This is a genomic window from Mycobacterium sp. VKM Ac-1816D (assembly GCF_000416385.1).
In the GTDB taxonomy this organism is placed as follows: Bacteria; Actinomycetota; Actinomycetes; order Mycobacteriales; family Mycobacteriaceae; genus Mycobacterium; species Mycobacterium neoaurum_A.
The window spans coordinates 262,368-279,280 of the sequence record NZ_AOHQ01000139.1 but is presented as its reverse complement, the minus strand read 5'-3'; the positions used below and the strand labels follow the sequence as shown (position 1 = coordinate 279,280).

The 16,913-nt window shown below is 67.9% G+C and carries 17 protein-coding genes; 4 read left to right on the top strand and 13 right to left on the bottom strand.

The annotated features are described in order from the left end of the window. Positions 1 to 8 precede the first annotated feature (8 nt). Positions 9 to 881 (top strand): hypothetical protein, encoded by an 873-nt coding sequence (locus G154_RS19765; RefSeq protein WP_019512693.1) that lies wholly within the window; start codon positions 9 to 11, stop codon positions 879 to 881. A gap of 10 nt (positions 882 to 891) precedes the next feature. Here the strand turns inward: G154_RS19765 and G154_RS19760 are convergent, their stop codons facing one another. The 4 genes from G154_RS19760 to G154_RS19745 all read right to left on the bottom strand — a co-directional run bounded on the left by G154_RS19760 (position 892) and on the right by G154_RS19745 (position 6,813). Next, complete coding sequence (locus G154_RS19760; protein WP_023985788.1) at positions 892 to 1,218, bottom strand: YnfA family protein; 327 nt, start codon at positions 1,216 to 1,218, stop codon at positions 892 to 894. A gap of 83 nt (positions 1,219 to 1,301) precedes the next feature. Beyond that, entirely contained in the window at positions 1,302 to 3,293 is a 1,992-nt protein-coding gene (locus G154_RS19755; RefSeq protein ID WP_019512691.1) for a phosphotransferase, read from the bottom strand. Between the two features lie 42 nt (positions 3,294 to 3,335). Further along, the gene (locus G154_RS19750; RefSeq protein ID WP_019512690.1) at positions 3,336 to 5,249 is read right to left on the bottom strand and encodes a primary-amine oxidase; all 1,914 of its coding nucleotides are present in this window, start codon (positions 5,247 to 5,249) and stop codon (positions 3,336 to 3,338) included. A gap of 52 nt (positions 5,250 to 5,301) precedes the next feature. Next, complete coding sequence (locus G154_RS19745) at positions 5,302 to 6,813, bottom strand: carboxylesterase/lipase family protein (RefSeq protein WP_023985787.1); 1,512 nt, start codon at positions 6,811 to 6,813, stop codon at positions 5,302 to 5,304. Between the two features lie 77 nt (positions 6,814 to 6,890). Here G154_RS19745 and G154_RS19740 point away from each other — a divergent pair, with 77 nt between their 5' ends. Beyond that, positions 6,891 to 7,595 carry a hypothetical protein gene (locus tag G154_RS19740; protein WP_023985786.1) on the top strand — a complete coding sequence of 235 codons (705 nt, stop codon included), beginning with the start codon at positions 6,891 to 6,893 and terminating at the stop codon, positions 7,593 to 7,595. Positions 7,596 to 7,599: 4 nt separating this feature from the next. On the opposite strand, the gene G154_RS19735 is transcribed toward G154_RS19740, so the two are convergent. Further along, entirely contained in the window at positions 7,600 to 7,959 is a 360-nt protein-coding gene (locus tag G154_RS19735) for a hypothetical protein (protein ID WP_045546509.1), read from the bottom strand. Positions 7,960 to 8,103: 144 nt separating this feature from the next. On the opposite strand from G154_RS19735, the gene rbpA reads away from it, so the two are divergent. Continuing rightward, the gene (gene rbpA, locus G154_RS19730; protein WP_019512961.1) at positions 8,104 to 8,439 is read left to right on the top strand and encodes an RNA polymerase-binding protein RbpA; all 336 of its coding nucleotides are present in this window, start codon (positions 8,104 to 8,106) and stop codon (positions 8,437 to 8,439) included. A 47-nt stretch (positions 8,440 to 8,486) separates the two neighbouring features. Here the strand turns inward: rbpA and G154_RS19725 are convergent, their stop codons facing one another. The 5 genes from G154_RS19725 to G154_RS19705 all read right to left on the bottom strand — a co-directional run bounded on the left by G154_RS19725 (position 8,487) and on the right by G154_RS19705 (position 14,402). Further along, positions 8,487 to 9,290, bottom strand: coding sequence for a polyprenol monophosphomannose synthase (locus G154_RS19725; protein ID WP_023985785.1), 804 nt, complete (start codon positions 9,288 to 9,290; stop codon positions 8,487 to 8,489). Then, entirely contained in the window at positions 9,287 to 11,041 is a 1,755-nt protein-coding gene (lnt, locus tag G154_RS19720; RefSeq protein WP_019512959.1) for an apolipoprotein N-acyltransferase, read from the bottom strand. The genes G154_RS19725 and lnt overlap by 4 nt, the downstream gene beginning before the upstream one ends. Next, positions 11,034 to 12,632, bottom strand: coding sequence for an amidohydrolase (locus G154_RS19715; protein ID WP_019512958.1), 1,599 nt, complete (start codon positions 12,630 to 12,632; stop codon positions 11,034 to 11,036). The genes lnt and G154_RS19715 overlap by 8 nt, the downstream gene beginning before the upstream one ends. 12 nt (positions 12,633 to 12,644) lie before the next feature. Beyond that, positions 12,645 to 13,163 carry an FxsA family protein gene (locus G154_RS19710; protein WP_023985784.1) on the bottom strand — a complete coding sequence of 173 codons (519 nt, stop codon included), beginning with the start codon at positions 13,161 to 13,163 and terminating at the stop codon, positions 12,645 to 12,647. Between the two features lie 66 nt (positions 13,164 to 13,229). Then, positions 13,230 to 14,402 (bottom strand): aromatic ring-hydroxylating dioxygenase subunit alpha, encoded by a 1,173-nt coding sequence (locus G154_RS19705; RefSeq protein ID WP_019512956.1) that lies wholly within the window; start codon positions 14,400 to 14,402, stop codon positions 13,230 to 13,232. Between the two features lie 102 nt (positions 14,403 to 14,504). Here G154_RS19705 and G154_RS19700 point away from each other — a divergent pair, with 102 nt between their 5' ends. Continuing rightward, entirely contained in the window at positions 14,505 to 15,155 is a 651-nt protein-coding gene (locus G154_RS19700; RefSeq protein WP_019512955.1) for a TetR/AcrR family transcriptional regulator, read from the top strand. Here G154_RS19700 and G154_RS19695 read toward each other — a convergent pair. From G154_RS19695 to G154_RS19685, 3 genes are read right to left on the bottom strand one after another with little or no spacing between them, the layout of a single operon-like run. Continuing rightward, a complete protein-coding gene (locus G154_RS19695) occupies positions 15,152 to 15,538 on the bottom strand; it encodes a PPOX class F420-dependent oxidoreductase (protein ID WP_019512954.1) in 387 nt (128 codons plus the stop codon). The genes G154_RS19700 and G154_RS19695 overlap by 4 nt on opposite strands. A gap of 51 nt (positions 15,539 to 15,589) precedes the next feature. Next, positions 15,590 to 16,486 carry a formyltetrahydrofolate deformylase gene (purU, locus tag G154_RS19690; RefSeq protein ID WP_019512953.1) on the bottom strand — a complete coding sequence of 299 codons (897 nt, stop codon included), beginning with the start codon at positions 16,484 to 16,486 and terminating at the stop codon, positions 15,590 to 15,592. Beyond that, positions 16,486 to 16,872 carry a PPOX class F420-dependent oxidoreductase gene (locus G154_RS19685; protein ID WP_019512952.1) on the bottom strand — a complete coding sequence of 129 codons (387 nt, stop codon included), beginning with the start codon at positions 16,870 to 16,872 and terminating at the stop codon, positions 16,486 to 16,488. Before G154_RS19685 ends, purU begins: the two co-directional genes overlap by 1 nt. Between the last annotated feature and the right edge of the window lie 41 nt (positions 16,873 to 16,913).

Sequence of the window (16,913 nt, the reverse complement as noted above, 5' to 3'; positions counted from 1 at the left end):
TCTCAAGGGTGAGCAGATCCACGACCGTCGCCCGCCGACTGTTCGACCGCCTCGAGCCCGTGCACGCCGTCACCTACTTCGCACCGGAGGCCCGCACCGCCCTCGACGGCCTCGGCTTCCGCGGATTCTGGAGCGGCTACTTCGCCGCCCGATCCGCCCCGCTGGGGCCGGTGTCCCCCGAGGTCGTCACCGCGGTCTTCTACAACTTCGCCGCACACCGGGTGGCCAAGGCGCTGCCGGCAGCCTGGGAGGTCGCGACACCGCACGCGGTCCTGGCCGCCCGGGAGAACGCCGCGGTCGCGGCGCTGCGCAGGTATGGCCTCGCCGACGGGATCGACACCGCGGCAGAGCTGCTGGGCGCCGCGGCGCGCAGCGCCGCTCCGGAGGGCCGGCCGTTGTTCGCGGCGAACCTGGCGCTGCCCTGGCCGGAGGAACCGCTGGCCCAGTTGTGGCACGCCGCGACCTTGCTGCGGGAACACCGCGGGGACGGACACATCGCAGTGCTCCAGGTTCTCGGGATCAGCGGGCGCGAATCCAACGTGCTGCACGCGGCGGCGGGCCGCGTTCCGGCCGACATGATCAAGCGCAGCCGCGATTACGACGAGGCACTCTGGCAGGAGCAGGTCGACCGGCTCGCTGCGCGCGGTCTGCTGGACAGCACCGGCGCGCTCACGGTCGCCGGGCGTGATCTCAAGGCAGAGATCGAGGACGCCACCGACCGGTTGACGCTGCCCGCCTTCGACGTCCTCGGCGAGACCGACCTCGACACGCTCTTTCGCGCGCTGACCCCGTTGACCAGGCTGGTGATCGACGGCGGCGATGTCCCCGCCGCGACGCCGATGGGACTCGACCGCGCCGATCTGGACAACGACGCCTACTGACCCGGATCGGTCAGCGCGGCGCGTACATGATCAGGCCGACCCCGAGCAGGCATACCAGCGCGCCCGAGATGTCCCAGCGATCCGGCCGGAAACCGTCGGCGACCATGCCCCACACCAACGATCCCGCGACGAACACCCCGCCGTAGGCCGCCAGCACCCGCCCGAAGTTGGCGTCGGGTTGGAACGCGGCGACAAAACCGTATGCGCCCAGCGCGATCACCCCCGCGCCGACGAACAGCCAGCCGCGATGCTCGCGCACTCCCTGCCACACCAACCACGCGCCACCGATCTCCAGGACCGCGGCGAGCACGAACAACACCATCGATTTGAGCACCAACACGGCCACCACCCTGCCGTGAACGTGCGCGAAATGCGGTAGCCCGTCGGCGTGTCCCCCACACGCACGCACGCTCGCCGGGTTCAGTTGCGGTTCCACTCCAACCAGCCGACACCGGTGCGGCCGTCGGCCGTCCGCACCGACGCCCAGGCCCGCGGGAACCTGCTGATCCGGCCATCGGCGGCGGTCAACAGCACCGGTGCCTGCCCCACGATCGTGGCCGCCGCCTCGATTCCCGTCGGCGACAGCGCCAGGGTGGTCGAGATCGGCAGATCGTCCGCGCCGAACTCCTCGGTGGCGACCACGCCACCGAGCTCGATCAACGGCTCGCCTTCGCGCTGGATGTACCCGATGCCGATCGGTCCCATGCCGGGCACCCGCAGATCCAGCCCGTGAATGTGGGTGCCGTCGTCGAGATGCACCGCACTCCACACCCAGTCCATCGTCCACCAGTCCCGTACGCCCCAGGAGTGATCGCGCTGGCCGGGCACACCGGTCAGATCATGGATTCGACCGTCGGCGGACACCGAACCCGATACCGCGCAGGCGATCTCGTACCGGGGCGTGATCCGGTACCGGTAGGGCGTGCTGAGCGACGCGAACTCGAGGTCGAATGCGATGTCCACCGCACGCCCGGGACCGTGCCCGGGTTGCAACAGCACCGCCGGGTCGTCGTAGGCCTGCGCACGTCCGTGCAGGGTGAGCCGATAGGTCTGCAGCGGCACCGTCGCCGACAGCTCCAGCGTCACCTGATCGGTATGCACCGCGCCGGGATCGGCGGGCAGGGCGGCAGCCTGGTCGTCGATCACGATGGTGGGCAGGCCCGGCCCGCACAAGAACGCCTGGATCCAGGCCGTCTGCTGATTGGGTATCAGGCCCAACCGCACCCAGCCACCCAATCCCTGTGCGGCATCGACGAAATCGAAGTACCAGCTCTCGCTCCACAGGGGATCCTCTGCAGGTGGGTGCGGCCCCTCGTCGGCCGGCTCGGGACGCAGCGGTTCGGCGGGCTCTGCGCTGGGCAGCAGGTCCAGCGCGCCGGTGTCCAGGACATGGGTGCAATGCCGGTCGAGCATCGTCATGAACATCTCGTCACCGCGCTCGGTGCGCTCCACGAGCATCGAGGAGACGATGGCCATCATCACCCCGAAGAAACTGGACCGCCGGACGCCGGCGCGGACCTCGTCCAGCGACAGCACAGGATCGGCGCCCAACGCCTCGTGATAGGCGCGCAGCAGCTCGTCGTAGTGTGCGCGGCGTCGATCATTGGGCAGCGCGCAACCCAGGAAGTAGGCCACATCGGTCTGCGCCGGTCCCCTGGTGACGGTCTGCCAGTCCACCACCGTCAAGGGACGCTCGGAACCCGGTCCGCCGAAGAGCATGTTGTCCAGCCGATAGTCACCGTGCACGAAACCCTGCAGCGTGGACGCCTCGTCGGCGAGGTAACTGTCGAACGCGGCGACCAGACGTTCACACACCATCCGGTGCTGCGGGTCGATGCGATCGGCGAACCGTTCGGCGAATCCGGCCCACAGCGTGGCCAGCAGCGCCTGCGTCACCGGCGCGTCCCGGTTGAGCCATTCGGCACCGGCCAGGCCGTCATCACCGAGCAGCGGGCCGTGCACGCGGCCCAGCTCGGAGAGCGCCCGCATCGCCTGCTCGACTGTCGCGCCGCGGATCTCGTCGCCCACCGTCGCCGGGGACGCGTCGCCCAACAGCAGGTCGAAGGCACCGGTTCCGGCGTCGTAGGCGTGGTGGTGACACGGCGCGAACGGGCCGGTCCCATCCTCGATCAGACCTGGCGCGATCTCCGCGTAGAACCGCACCTCACGCTCGTAGAGGCCCAGCGCCAGCCCGGTCTGCCTGCTGTTCGGGTCCGCTGCGGCGACCTTGAGTATCACGCTGGCCGGCCCCCGAACACCGTCGGCGTAGCGCAGCGTGACGCGGTAGCACTCGCTCATCTGTCCGGTACCGATGCGCTCGAATTCGTGTCCGGTCACGGTGCCGACACCGAGGGTGTCGGTGAGCCATTCGTCGGTCAGATCGGTCGGGCGCTCGATGAGTTGACTCTGCACACAGCTGAACCTAGCAGTGGCCCCGATCACATATGACAGGTGTCAACTGTTATGACATTCGGCCGGCGTCGGGGGCACATCCAAGGCCGGGTTGCGATCGAAGAAACCGAACGGCTTCAGCCAGAACGACACGACGTCCACCGGCATGACCGGCCAGTCCTCCGGCCGGGTGATGTGATGGATACCGAAGACATACCACAGCACCACATCGGTGTTCTCGATCGAACGGTTTGCCTTGGTCCATTCACCCAGCCCGGTATCGGTTGCCGACTGATTGACGAATTCACCTGCCGGCCAACGCTCGTCGGCGCGGTTGGGTGTCACCCACAATGCGTGCCCGATGACATTGGCCCGCTGTAACACCGGCGCGGACGGGGCGAACATCGCCGGTATCGCCCCGGTCGGCACCAGCTTGTAGGAAGGATGGGTGCCCAGCCCGTTGCGGACGTTGGTGTTGACGACCTTCCAGCCGCGCTGGGTTCCGAAGTCGACGTCCTGCTTGCCTTCCTCCTCGGTGCGCAACGCGACATTTCGGGCCACCAGCGACAACCCGTGCGGGTTGCCCGGACCGATGGGTTCGGCGAAGGACTCGGACATGTAGACCGTGTTTTCCGGTCCGTCGACGTCCAGGTCGAGCCGTGCCACCAGGAAATGCTGGTGGAACGGCGCATAGGTGCGCTCGTCGACGAGGGTTCCGTTGGGGCTCGTCGCACCGGCGGGCAACGGTGTGGTCACCATGATGCCGGTGGCACGCACCTCGCATTCGATGTTGCCGTCCTGATACAACCGCCAATACACGAGGTACTCGTAGTTCGCGACGGTGACGTGGAACGAGATCGTCAGCCTGCGCATGCGGCGCACCTCGGCACCGGCGTGGTGATCGACGTGCTTCCACAGCACCGCATTGTCTTCCTCGTGGATACAGATGGCGTTATCGATGGTGTACGGCTCGCCCTTGCTGTTGTGCAGGACTGCGTCCAGATATCTGATCTCGCCGAGGCAGTCGCAGCCCAGTGTCAGCGAGGTGGTCATGAAACCCAGTCCCCACTCGCCGATGTCGAATGCCGTGCGCCGGTAGTGATCGGGCGAGGGATCCCGGTAGGGCACCACCATCTCGGCAAAGGACAACCGGTGGGCCACCGAACGTTCGCGGTCCCCGTCGCGGTAGCGCACCGCGTGCAGCACCATGCCCTCGCGATAGTTGAACCCGACGCGCAGTGACCAGTTCTGCCACCGCAAGAGGTTTCCGTCCAGACTGAAGGACGGTCCGTCGGGCTGGGTGATGTGCAAGGGCGCCAACGGCTCCCGGTGCTGTGCTGCGCGAAGTCGTTCCGGGATGTGCCGCGGGGCGTACTCACCCATCACCGCCGGGATCTCGATGTGCTCGCCGTCCTCGACGCGCAGCACCTCCATCGCGTTGACGTCGATCACGCAGTGCAGCCCGCTGATCAGGTGGGCATACGGATTCATGCCGGGCCCGTCCTTGAGCCAGGTGTCCGACCAACCCAACCGGCGGTCTGCGAACTCCGCCGGGGCGACGGCCTCTCCGTAGGTCCAGGTATCGAAGAACACCAGGTCGATGTCGTGGATGCCCCGGCGGGCCAACGCCGCGAGCAGTTCGGGGTTGGTGCGCAGCAGCTCGTCGCATTCGTTGAACTCGTCGACGGTGAAGTTCGGCTGCACGCCGGGAACCAGGTCGAAGGATTCCACCCGGTCCTCATCGAGTGCGACGACGGCCCGATGAGTGCTGTTGGCGGCCCGATTCAGACATACCGCCTGCGCCCGACGCGCGGGTCGCGCTCCCCCGGCTTCGAAATCGCGCAACTCGGCCTTGCCGGGTTCGACCAGCTCGATCGACGCGAATCGCCAGCCCTCCCCGACACCGTGAACGCGCCCCAAGATCGCGGCGACAGCATTGAATTCGTCGTGGCCCAGCGGGTCAAGCGGATGTGTCATCGGCACACGCAATCACACCCGGCGCCGCCGCGCACGCAGTTGTCGCCAATCGCTACTGAGCGGCGAGCGTGAAACCCTCCCACGCCTGGCGGCGGCCGGAGTGCGGGTCGTACTCGAGCCTGGTCTGGCGGTCGAACACCAGAACGGCCCGCATGCCCTCGTCATAGCGCGGCCAGCCCTCACCAGGTCTGCCGGTGCGGCTGAACTCGCCCCATCGCCGTTGGACATCCCTGCTCACCCGGGCGGCCGACACGCGGTCCCCGGCCGCTGTCAGCAGCGACCCGAAACGCGTTCGGTAGATGTCGAATACGGCGAACAGCTCGGTGGCATGCGTCGCGCCGAGACCAGACCACCGAAAGGTGCGCGGTGCATAGTCGTAGCGGTAGACGTAGGTCGGGCTGTGTGCACCGTGCGCCGCGGCGATCTGCCAGGCCGCGGTGCCGAACGCGAAGTCCCCGCCCAACCGCACACACGCCGACGGGCTCGGATATCCGGGATAAGCACCGGTGATCCGCTCGCGGACCTCGATATCGCTGTCGGCGAGCAACATCTCGATCGCCGGCTCGGTGGTCGGCAGCAATTGCAGGAAGCGGGTGAACAGCTTGCCCTCGTCGGCATTGGTACCCACGATGAGCGGCACCTGATGCGCGTCACCGTCGCGCATCGCCACCACCGGGTCCTTCGGCAGCATCTTGGTGCCATATGTCGGCCCCACCGGGAACGCGCCCCGCATGGCCTTCATCCCGTCGACCATCAGCCGGTCCAGGGCGTCGATCAGCTGTGCCGGCTTGGCCGCCATCACCGCGGCCGCCCCCTCGGACGGGCGTACACCGAGCAGGGCCGCGTAATCGTCGGCGAACGCCGCAGCCACCTCGGCGCTGCCCGCCATGCCACTGGCGGGGCTCTCGGCGATGGCCTGACGGAACAGTCCGGCGGCCGCCGGTGTGGCCATCAGCGTTGCGACGGCGTGCGCCCCGGCGCTCTCGCCGAAGATCGTGACGTTGTCGGGATCGCCGCCGAACACCGCGGCGTTGTCCCGCACCCACTGCAGGGCCAGCACCAGATCGCGCAGGAAGAGATTGTCGTCGATCGGATGCTCCGGGGTGGACAGCGACGAGAGATCCAGACACCCCAGCGGGCCGAGCCGGTAGTTCACCGAGACGTAGACGCAGCCCCGTTTGGCCAGCGCGACTCCGTCGTAGATCGGTGTGGCCGAGCTGCCGAGGATGTAGCCGCCGCCGTGGATGAAGAACATCACCGGCAGCGGTTCGTCGCTGTCCGGATTCTCGGGTGCCACCACGTTCAGCGTCAGGCAATCCTCGCTCATCGGCTGGTACTTGCCGACGCCGAGCAGGGTGTACATCTTCTGTTGCGGCGCGCAATAGGTGAAACCGTGGCAGTACCGCACCCCGGGCCAGGGGTCGGCAGGTACGGGCGCTCGGAATCGCAACGGGCCCACCGGGGCCTTGGCATAGGGGATGGACCGCCAGCGGTGCACACCGTCTTTGGTGAACCCCTCGACGGTGCCCGTGCTGATACGGGCCCGGATCGTCTGCTGGTGCATGATGCCGACGTTATCGAAAAAACGGGTGCGTTCCGCATCTTGCGGGCCCACGCCACGCCGCCAGCTACCCTGACCGCATGCGATGGATGTTGGTGGCGGCGACATCTGTGCTGGTGGCGGGGTGTTCGGCGGGGCACGGTGCGGATACCGGCCGAACCCCGCTGACCGTCGCACCGAAGACCACCGGATCCGCCCAATCCTCGCCGCGAACCACCACACCGACGATCACCAAGCCGACGACCACCACGTCGACGAAGCGGGGCGTTCCATCGGCCGGCGCCGACCTCACCGAGGTCATCGGTTGGATCGAAGCGGGTACCGCCGCACCCGCCGACCGGTACGCCACGATGGCCCGTGCCGGGGTCACCGCGGCTGTCGACGGGGTGGCGTTCACCACCGCGGTCACCAACTGCGTCAGCACCTCCCGGTATCGAGCCGGGGCCCTCGCGTGCCTCGTCGACCTCGACGACCCGCCGCCACGACCACCCGACGCGATCACGGTGTGGCGGGGCGATTGGGTCGACTTCGACGGCTCGGCGGTGGAGATCGGATCGGTTCGGGGCGACCCCGGTCCCTTCCGGGACGGCGCGGGTGCCGCCCTACCCGTCGGGGACTCGTTGACATTCGGCGATATGCGGTGTCGCGCCGACACAGCAGCGCTGGTGTGCGTGAACTACGCCCAGCGTTCGGCGGTGCGGATGGCCGCCGATGGCATCACCGGCTTCGGTTGCCTAGCCCAGGATCGCCCGCCGCCGGGCATCGGTATCCGGTTGTCCTGCTGACCGGTCAGCGCCAGCCGTCGGCCGCCTTCGCCGCTCCGAGCAGGTCCTGGCACAGCGCCAGCAGCTCGGCGGCCGTGGCACCCTCCTCGACCGCGGTGGTGACATCTTCGGCGGCACATCGCAGTTGGTAGAGCCGGTCGGAGAGATCGGCCGCTTCCTCTGCCGACAGCACCACCGCGTCCGGAGCCACCGAGGTGCCCTTGACCTGCGCGCGTTGTTCATAGGCACGCTGGCGACAGGATTGCCTGCAGTACTGGCGGCGTCGGCCCATCCCGGCGTCGGGCACCTCACGGCCACACCAGCGGCACGGTTGGGGCCGCGCCCGCCGGCGGGTGGCCGAACTGCCCGGCGTAGCTGAAGTCACGGGGGCGACTGTAGACGGCCTGGCCGGGTGATCGCAGTATCTGCCGTATCCTGGTCAGTCGAGTCGGAGGACGCCGGGGAACCAATCAGGTATCTGCTGCGTTGATCCTGCGGAACAATTGCGCGTGTCTAAGGAGAGTTGACGATGGCTGATCGAGTCCTGCGGGGCAGCCGCCTCGGTGCCGTGAGCTACGAAACCGATCGCAACCACGACCTGGCACCGCGTCAGGTCGCGCGCTACCGGACCGACAATGGTGAGGAATTCGACGTTCCGTTCGCCGATGACGCCGAGATCCCGGGCACCTGGCTGTGCCGGAACGGGCTGGAAGGCACCCTGATCGAGGGTGACGTCCCGGAGCCCAAGAAGGTCAAGCCTCCGCGTACGCACTGGGACATGCTGTTGGAGCGCCGTTCGGTCGAAGAACTCGAGGAACTGCTCAAGGAGCGCCTCGACATCATCAAGACCAAGCGTCGCGGCTAGACGGCCCGGAGGGGCCGGCACAGTTCCGCCAGAGCTGCGCCGGTCCGCTAGAGCTGCGCCGGCTTGCTGGTGACACCGCGGGCCCGGTCGATCCGCCCGCGCAAACCCCATTCGGCCACCTTGACCATGGCCTCGCGGATATTGGATCCGCTCATCTTCGACACCCCGAGCTCGCGCTCGGTGAACGTGATCGGGACCTCGACGACCTTGAATCCGGCGTTGATGGCGCGCCAGCTCAGGTCGATCTGGAAGCAATAGCCCTTGGAGTCGACGGCCGAGAGGTCGATCTTCTCCAGTACCTCACGGCGGTAGGCGCGGTAGCCGGCCGTGATGTCGTTGATGTTCACCCCGAGCAGCACCCTGGCATAGGTGTTGGCGGTCTTGGACAGCACGAACCGCCGCCGCGGCCAGTTGCGGATGGCGCCGCCGGGCACGTAGCGCGAACCGATCACCAGGTCCGCACCGGCGTCCACCGCGTCCAGCAGCGTGCCGAGTTCTTCCGGTGCGTGGCTGCCGTCGGCGTCCATCTCGACAAGGACCGAGTATCCACGGCCAAGGCCCCAGGCGAATCCCGCAAGGTAGGCCGCACCGAGTCCGTCCTTGCTGACGCGGTGCATCACGTGCACCCGATCCGGATCGGCCAGGGCCAGTTCATCGGCGAGCTGGCCGGTGCCGTCGGGGCTGCCGTCGTCGACGACGAGGATGTGGACGTGCGGTGTGGCGGCGCGCACCCTGGCCGCGATCAGCGGCAGGTTCTCGCGCTCGTTGTAGGTGGGGATGATCACCAGCGTCCGCCGACTGGGAGAAGCGGGATAGCCGGAGTCCTGCTCCTGGTTATCGGTCGTGCTCATGCTCTCTTCTCATCCTCACTGCTCTGGGCGGATTGCTCCCGTACCTGCCCGGATGCGTCGGCGTCGGCTTCCCGCCGTCGGCTTCCGGTGTTGCCGGCAGCGGGCTGTCTCCCGCTTGCGAATCTCCGATTATGCAGCATCGCGGCGAGCACAGCGGCCAGGCCGATGCCCACCAGCACCGCCTGCACCACTGGGCCCCAGCGGGTGGCGAAGGTGATGTCGGACCGCAGCTTCACCACGGAATCCAGATACGCGGGTTCGAACCACTCCGTGCGTGCCACCACCTGACCATCCGGTGCTATCACGGCACTGATACCAGTGGTTCCCGCGACGACCACATAGCGGTCGTGTTCGACTGCCCGCAGCCGGGCGAACGCCAACTGTTGGCGGCTCATGGTCTCGTCGAAGGTCGCGTTGTTGCTCGGCACCGCGAGGAACTGCGCGCCGCCGAGGACGGATTCGCGGACCGCTCGGTCGAAGATCACCTCCCAGCAGGTGGCGACACCGATCGGTATTCCGGCCGCCTGCACGACGCCGTTGTCGGTACCGGGGACGAAGTAGCCGGCGCGGTCGGCATAGGACGAGAACTTGCGGAAGAAGCCGCGCCAGGGCAGGTACTCGCCGAAGGGTTGCACGATGCGCTTGTCGTGGCGGTCCTGCGGCCCATTGTCCTGATCCCAGACCAGGACGGAGTTGGTGGTCACCGGCTGGGTGGGCGTGTAATCGGGCGCGGCGAGGACGGTGCCGACCAGGATCGGAGCCCCGATCGCACGGGCGGCCTCCGAGATCGCCGCCGAGGCGTCGGTGTTGCGCAGCGGGTCGATATCGGAGGAGTTCTCCGGCCAGATGACGACCATGGGCCGGGGTGCCCGGCCGGCGCGCACCTCGTCGGCCAGTCGCAGTGTCTCGGCCACGTGATTGTCCAGCACCGCGCGTCGCTGGGCGTTGAAGTCCAGACCGAGACGAGGCACATTGCCCTGGATCGCGGCGACGGTCACCGCGGGGTGATCGCCCGCGCCGACACCGGACTGCCGGACCGATGGCCAGACCAGCGCGGTGGCCAGCAGCACCACGCAGATGCACATGCCTGGCAGCACCGCTTCCGGACGGGCGGCATCGACTTTGCCGGCGCGCCGTGGTCGGTTCGGATGGCCGTGACGCCACCAGAGCACGATCTCCAGCGTCAGCGCCGTGAGGCCGAACCCGACGAGCGCGGTGGCCACCGACACCAGCGGCGCCCCGCCCACCTGCGCGAGCGGTAGCAGCGGGCCGTCGGTCTGCCCGAAACCGACAACACCCCACGGAAACCCGCCGAAGGGCACCGTCGATTTGAGCCACTCCCCGACGGCCCACTCCGCGGCGAACCACACCGGCCAACCGGGCAGTCCGCGCACCAGCACCGCCAGCAGACCGAACAGTGCCGGGAACAGCGACTCCAACAGCGCCAGCGCCAGCCACGGCCCGGTGCCCACGAAAAGCCCTATCCACGGCAGCAGCGGCAGGGAAAAGGCGAGTCCGAACACCAGTCCGTAGCCGAACCCGCCGGCGCGCGTCGTCTGGGCGCGGGTCAGTACCCAACCGAGCAGTGCCAGCGCCGGGAACGCGGTCCACCACCAGCCGACGGGTGGAAAACTCAGATACAGCAACACACCGCCGGCCACCGACGCCAGCAATCGGGCCCAGCGCGCGATCAGCGCTCGCCGCATGGTGTCGGCGTGGCGCGCGAACCGGCCGGGGGCGCCGTCACCCATGCAGCACCGCGCCTCGATGCACCGTCCGCAGGCAGCGGGGCAGTGCGCCGTCCAGGTTCGGCAGCGCGGGCACCCGGGAACGCGGATCGGTCGACCACCGAGCGGCGGCATCGTTGGCGGGGGTGCTGATCTCCAGTGGGCCCGTCTCCCAGATGGCGTAGCTGGCAGGGGCACCCGGAACCAGTGTTCCGGTGACACCGTCCCGCGCTCCCCCGGCCCGCCATGCTCCGCGGGTGGCCGCCGAGAACGCCGCGCGGGCGGAGATTCCGCTACCCGGCGTGCGGTGCCGGACTGCCGCGCGGACGGTCTCCCACGGATCCAGGCCAGTCACCGGACTGTCGGAGCCGAAGGCGAGGGGCACGCCTTGGGATGCTAACAGCGCGAACGGATTCAGCAACGCCGCGCGTTCGGCGCCGAGGCGCTGCGCGTACATGCCCTCGGGACCACCCCAGAGCGCATCGAAGGCGGGCTGGACACTGGCGATCACCCCCCAGCGCCCGAGGTCGGCTGCCTGCTCGGCGGTGACCATCTCCAGATGCTCGAGCCGATGGCCGCAGCGGGCCACGGCGGGTCCGCCGAACCGCTCGGCGGTCTGCCGCACCGCGGCGGTGACCGCGCTCACCGCCGCGTCACCGATGACGTGGAACCCCGCCGGGATGCCGGCCTCGGTGCAGGCATGCAGGTGGGCTGCGATCTGGTCGCTGTCGAGGTAGCGATTACCGCAGGTATGACCGGCATCGGTGTAGGGCTGGTGCAGCCATGCCGTGCGCGATCCCAGCGCGCCGTCGACGAACAGGTCGCCCGCCAACCCCGCGGCGCCGGTGGACGCCATCAGCTCGCGGGCGGCGGCCGCGCTGTCCACCGCCTCGCCCCAGTAGCCGGTGATCTGCACGCCGTGCTCGAGTGAGCGCACCGAATCCCAGTCCTCGCGACCGCCGATATCGGGGCCACCGCACTCGTGGACGGCGGCGATGCCGCGCGCAGCGGCCGCGTCGAGCGCGGCATGCTGGGCGTCGCGCCGCTGCCGGGGTGTCAGCATCTGACGCGCGACGGCTCGGACGAGGTGGTGGGCGGCGGCGGTCAGCGGACGCTGCGGATCGAAGCCCGCGGCCGAGCCGAGGTCGGTGGCGGCAGACCGCAGCGCGCTGGAGGTCACCGCGGAGTGCACATCGACACGGCTGAGGTAGGCGGGGCGGTTACCGACGATGCCGTCGATCTCGGCGGTGCTCGGCGGCGTGCGATCGGGCCATCCCGACTCGTCCCAGCCGGAACCCCAGATTATGCCGTCGGGATGCGCCGCGGCATGCTCGGCGAGCAGGGCCAGGCAGTGTGCCCGCGACGTGGCCTGGCGCAGATCCAGCCCGGTCAGACTCAGGCCGGTCGCGGTCAGGTGGACGTGACTGTCGACGAATGCCGGGGCGACGAAGGCGCCCTCCAGATCGACCACCACGGCGTCGGGAAACTCCGCACGCGCGGTGTCGTCGGCACCCAGCCACATCACCGCACCGTCCGGTCCGTCGCCGAAGGCGATCGCGGTGGCATCGGGTGCGGCGGGACTGTGCACCCGGCCGTTGATCAACAGTGTCGTCACGAAGGTGACACGTTAATCGTTACGGATGACCCGATGCTCCAGTGCGGTCGGATCGGGACGCATCGACGGCGATCCGTCGACGTCGACGACATCGATGACCTCGCCCTCGACGTAGTCGGGAGCGGGCCGCTGCCCGCGGCCGAAACCGCCCGGGTAGACCGTCACGACCGGGGTCGCGGCAAGCTTACGACCGACGAGCCCGATGGCGACCGGCCGGGCGATGCGGCGGGTCGGCGGCAGCAACAGCAGCGCGCCGAGCAGCGAGCTGGCCAGGCCGGGGATCACGACAAGCACCGCCCCGAGCGCCACCAGTGCGCTGTCGGTGGCCAGCGCACCCGAGGCCGAACGCGAGTTCAGCGCGGATTGCAGTCGGGCGAGGTGGCGGGCGACCTGGGAGCCGGCCAGCGCCAGACCGACCACGAAGGTGACCATGATCGCCAGTACCGTCCAGCCGAACCCGACGGCGGAGACCAGCCCGACCACCACGGCCAGTTCGACCAGGACGTAGATCAGGAACATCCGCATTGCCATGTCCGGTCAACGTATGGGGTGCCGTGCGGGTTCCTGGTTCGCCACTGTGCGGTCAGGTCAAGGCGATCAGGTCAAAGCGATGCCCAGCTCGGCGGCGAACACCGTGATCATGTGCTGCACACCGATCTCGTTGCGGCCGATGATCATGTGATCGTGCTGTGCGCGGCGAACGCCCTCACCGCACTGCGGGAGCATGACGAAATCCTCGTCACGCACGGCCGCGTGCACGCCCTCGAAGATCAGGTCGTAGTTGGCGCGCATCTCGTCGTTCTCGGCGGGCACGCGGCTCATCCAGCTGTGCCGCACGGTGCACCGGGTCGGTTCACCAGCGGGCAGCATATCGATGATCTCGACGCCGACCGGGCTGTTGGCCAGAATCAGGTTCGGATAGATCCAGTAGATCACCCCCATGTTCATGTGCGGATCCCACGACCCCGAAGGATCCTCGGCGAGGTTGCGAATCCAGTTGAACGGGAAGCCGATTCGATGGTGCCTACCGAACTCGTCGTAGACACCGGTGTTGGCCAGTGTGTTCTGGCCGATGACGCTCTCGCCGTGCACGAACGGGAAGTGATACCCCTCGGCGAAGGCCTCCAGCGCGCCCTTCCAGGACACCTGGGATTGGAATTCCTTCTCGCCGTGATAGCCGTAGGAGGCGTAGTCCAGCAGTTCGAGCTCGGGGCCGAGCGTGCCGAGGTGGGTGTCGACATCGATATCGGCGTCCGCGGTCAGCACGGCCCAGATGAAGCCGTGCCGCTCCTGGCTGGGCAGTTCGACCAATCCGTAGTCGGCCTTGTCCATCGAATCGAATCCGGCCTGGCCGGGGACGACGAACAGCTCGCCGGTGTTGCGGTAGCTCCAGGCGTGGTACGGGCAGACGAAACGCGACGCTTTGCCCGACCCGCACGCCGGCATCGCCCCGCGGTGCCTGCAGTAGTTGAGCAAGACGTGGCTGTGGCCGTGCCGGTCACGGGTGACCAGCAGCGAATCACCCAGCACGGACCGTACGACGTAGTCATTGACGCCCGCGACCTGCGCGCTCGGCACGATGGCCAGCGGCACCCTGCGCAAGATCTGGGACTCCTCGACCTCGGTGACCTTGGGGTCGCGGTAGTAGTGCAGCGGCACCCGCAGCTCACGCTCGGCCATATCGGTGGTCTTGCCGATGGCGTGTGCGAGGGCGCGGCGAGTCAGTTCCTCGTCCCGGTTGTTCACCGGTGTTCCGATCGATGCGGTCATGAATTCAGAACATACATCAGAGACCATTTGTATGTTCTGATTCCACATCTGATTCCACGATGAAGCTCTTCCCTGTGCGCGTCGGGATGGCACGATGCCTGCATGCGCAGACACGGATGGGGCGGTGACATCCCCGCCGACGACGACGAGGCCGCCCGCCGGATCATCGACGCCGCCCGCGCCTGCATCGATGAGCGCGGGTCGGTCACCATCTCCGATGTGGCGACCGCCCTGGGAATCACACGCCAGACGGTCTACCGCTATTTCGCGACCCAGGATTCGCTGCTGCAGGCGACCGCCTTGGCCTCCGTCGGCGGTTTCCTCGACCGCCTCGCCGCGGATCTGCACGCGATCGACGACCCGACCGTCGCGGTCGTGGAGGGTATCGCCTACACCCTCGAACACCTACCCCACGATCGGTACCTCGGGCTGGTCATGCATCCCGGGCGGGCCAGCGCGTTCGCCGTGGGCGTCACCGCCGACGTGGCGATCGCATTCGGGCGGTCGATCCTCGAGCGTTTCGACGTCGACTGGGCCGCTTCGGGTTTCACCGCAGAGAGCTTCGATGAACTCATCGAGTTCATGCTGCGCGTACTTCAGTCGTTCATCCTCGATCCTGAGGGGCAGAGCCGGCGCGGGGCCGAACTTCGCGGATTTCTGCACCGGTGGGTCGCCCCCGCCGTGCTCGCGGCATCGAGTACGGATCGCAGCCCAGCCCGTAGACACCTGAGCCCGATGACACCGCGACGCTAGCCCACCGGGCTGACCTCGATGGCGGCATGCACCTTGTCCACCCCGCCGCGGATGAGCGCCTGCGGAATCCACCACCAGGCGTGCCACCAGTACCGCCGGGTCACCATGTCGAACACCCGGCGGGTCTCGGATTTCGGCAGGTTGCGGGCAACGGCCTCGACGGGCTCACCCTTGATCTTGCCGAGGACTCCGCACTTCTGGATGGTCACCCGCGGCGTGTTGTTGATCCGCTTGGTCTTCCACGATCCGTCATCGGTGCTGATCAACAACTTGCCCTCATGCGGTACACCCCACACCGGCGTCGGCTTGGGCCTGCCGTCCTTGGTGAACGTGGTCAGTAGCAGGTATTTCTCGCGGTAGACATCATCGAATGTCGGAGCCATGGCAACAGTTCACCACGCCGGGACGCCGGGCACTCAGAAGATGACGGGCACTCAGAAGATGACGGTCTCACCGTGGTGGCGGACGACCCGGTCCTGGCAATGCCACAGCACCGCCCTGGACAGCACCGCGCGCTCGACATCTGCCCCGAGGCGCACCAGGTCCTCGACGGTGTGGGTGTGGTCGACGCGCACCACGTCCTGCTCGATGATGGGGCCTTCGTCGAGGTCCTCGGTCACGTAGTGGGCGGTGGCGCCGACCAGTTTCACACCGCGCTCCTTAGCCCGTCGATAGGTGTTTGCGCCGATGAACGCGGGCAGGAACGAGTGGTGGATGTTGATCAGCGGGCAGCCGATCTGATTCAGGAACCCAGGCGTGACGATCTGCATATAGCGCGCCAGTACGACGAGGTCGACGTTGCCCTTCAGCAGTTCCAGCTGGCGCGCCTCGGCCTCGGCGCGTGTGTCACGCGTCGCAGGAATGTAGACGAAGGGCACCCCGAACGGGCGGACCTGGTCGGCGAGGTCGGGGTGATTGGCGATGACCATGACCACCGACATGTCGAGTTCACCGCGACGATTGCGCCAGAGCAGGTCGAGCAGGCAGTGGTCGGCCGTCGAGGCGAAGATGGCCACCCGCTTGGGGGTGGCGGCATCGGTGAACCGGTGATCGATATCGAACTCGGGCGCGATCCGCTCGGCGAACCGGGCCTCCAGTTCCGGCCGGGCAGCGGCAAGTCCCGGGAGGTGGAACACGGTGCGCTGCAGGAAGGTGCCGCCCTCGGCCTCGGTGGAATGCTGGTCGAGAGAAATGATGTTCGCGCCGGCCTCGGTGAGAAAGGTCGAGACCGCGGCCACGATTCCGGCCCGATCCGGGCATCTCAACACGAGCCTGCCGATGTCCTTGTGCCGGGCGGACTTCGATGTGCCCGTCGGATAATTCGACGTCATCAGGAGTCGGCCGCGCGCAACTCCAGCGCGACGTTGTTCTTCATCCCGCCACGGAGTTTGGATAACAGGCCGAACAGCTTGCCCACGATGCCGTAGCGCCGTCCGATCCCGTCATAGGTGCGGCGCAGTGCCGCCTCGTCCAGGATGGCCGCCACCGCCTCGACCGGTTCACTCTTCGGATTGCCACGACGGTCGCATACGGCCACCGTCACCCGCGGGGTGTTGCGGATCCGCTTGACCTTCCACGAACCTGCCTGGGTCACCACCAGCAGTCGATCCCCGTCGGGCACCGCCCAGATCGCGGTGGGCTTTCCCCGCCCGTCCTTGGTGAAGGTGGTCAGCAGCACATAGTCGGCCTTGGCGACATCGGCGAAGGTGAGAGCCATGCGCGCAATCCTAGTGCGCGGTACGGATTGCGCCGTCCGAC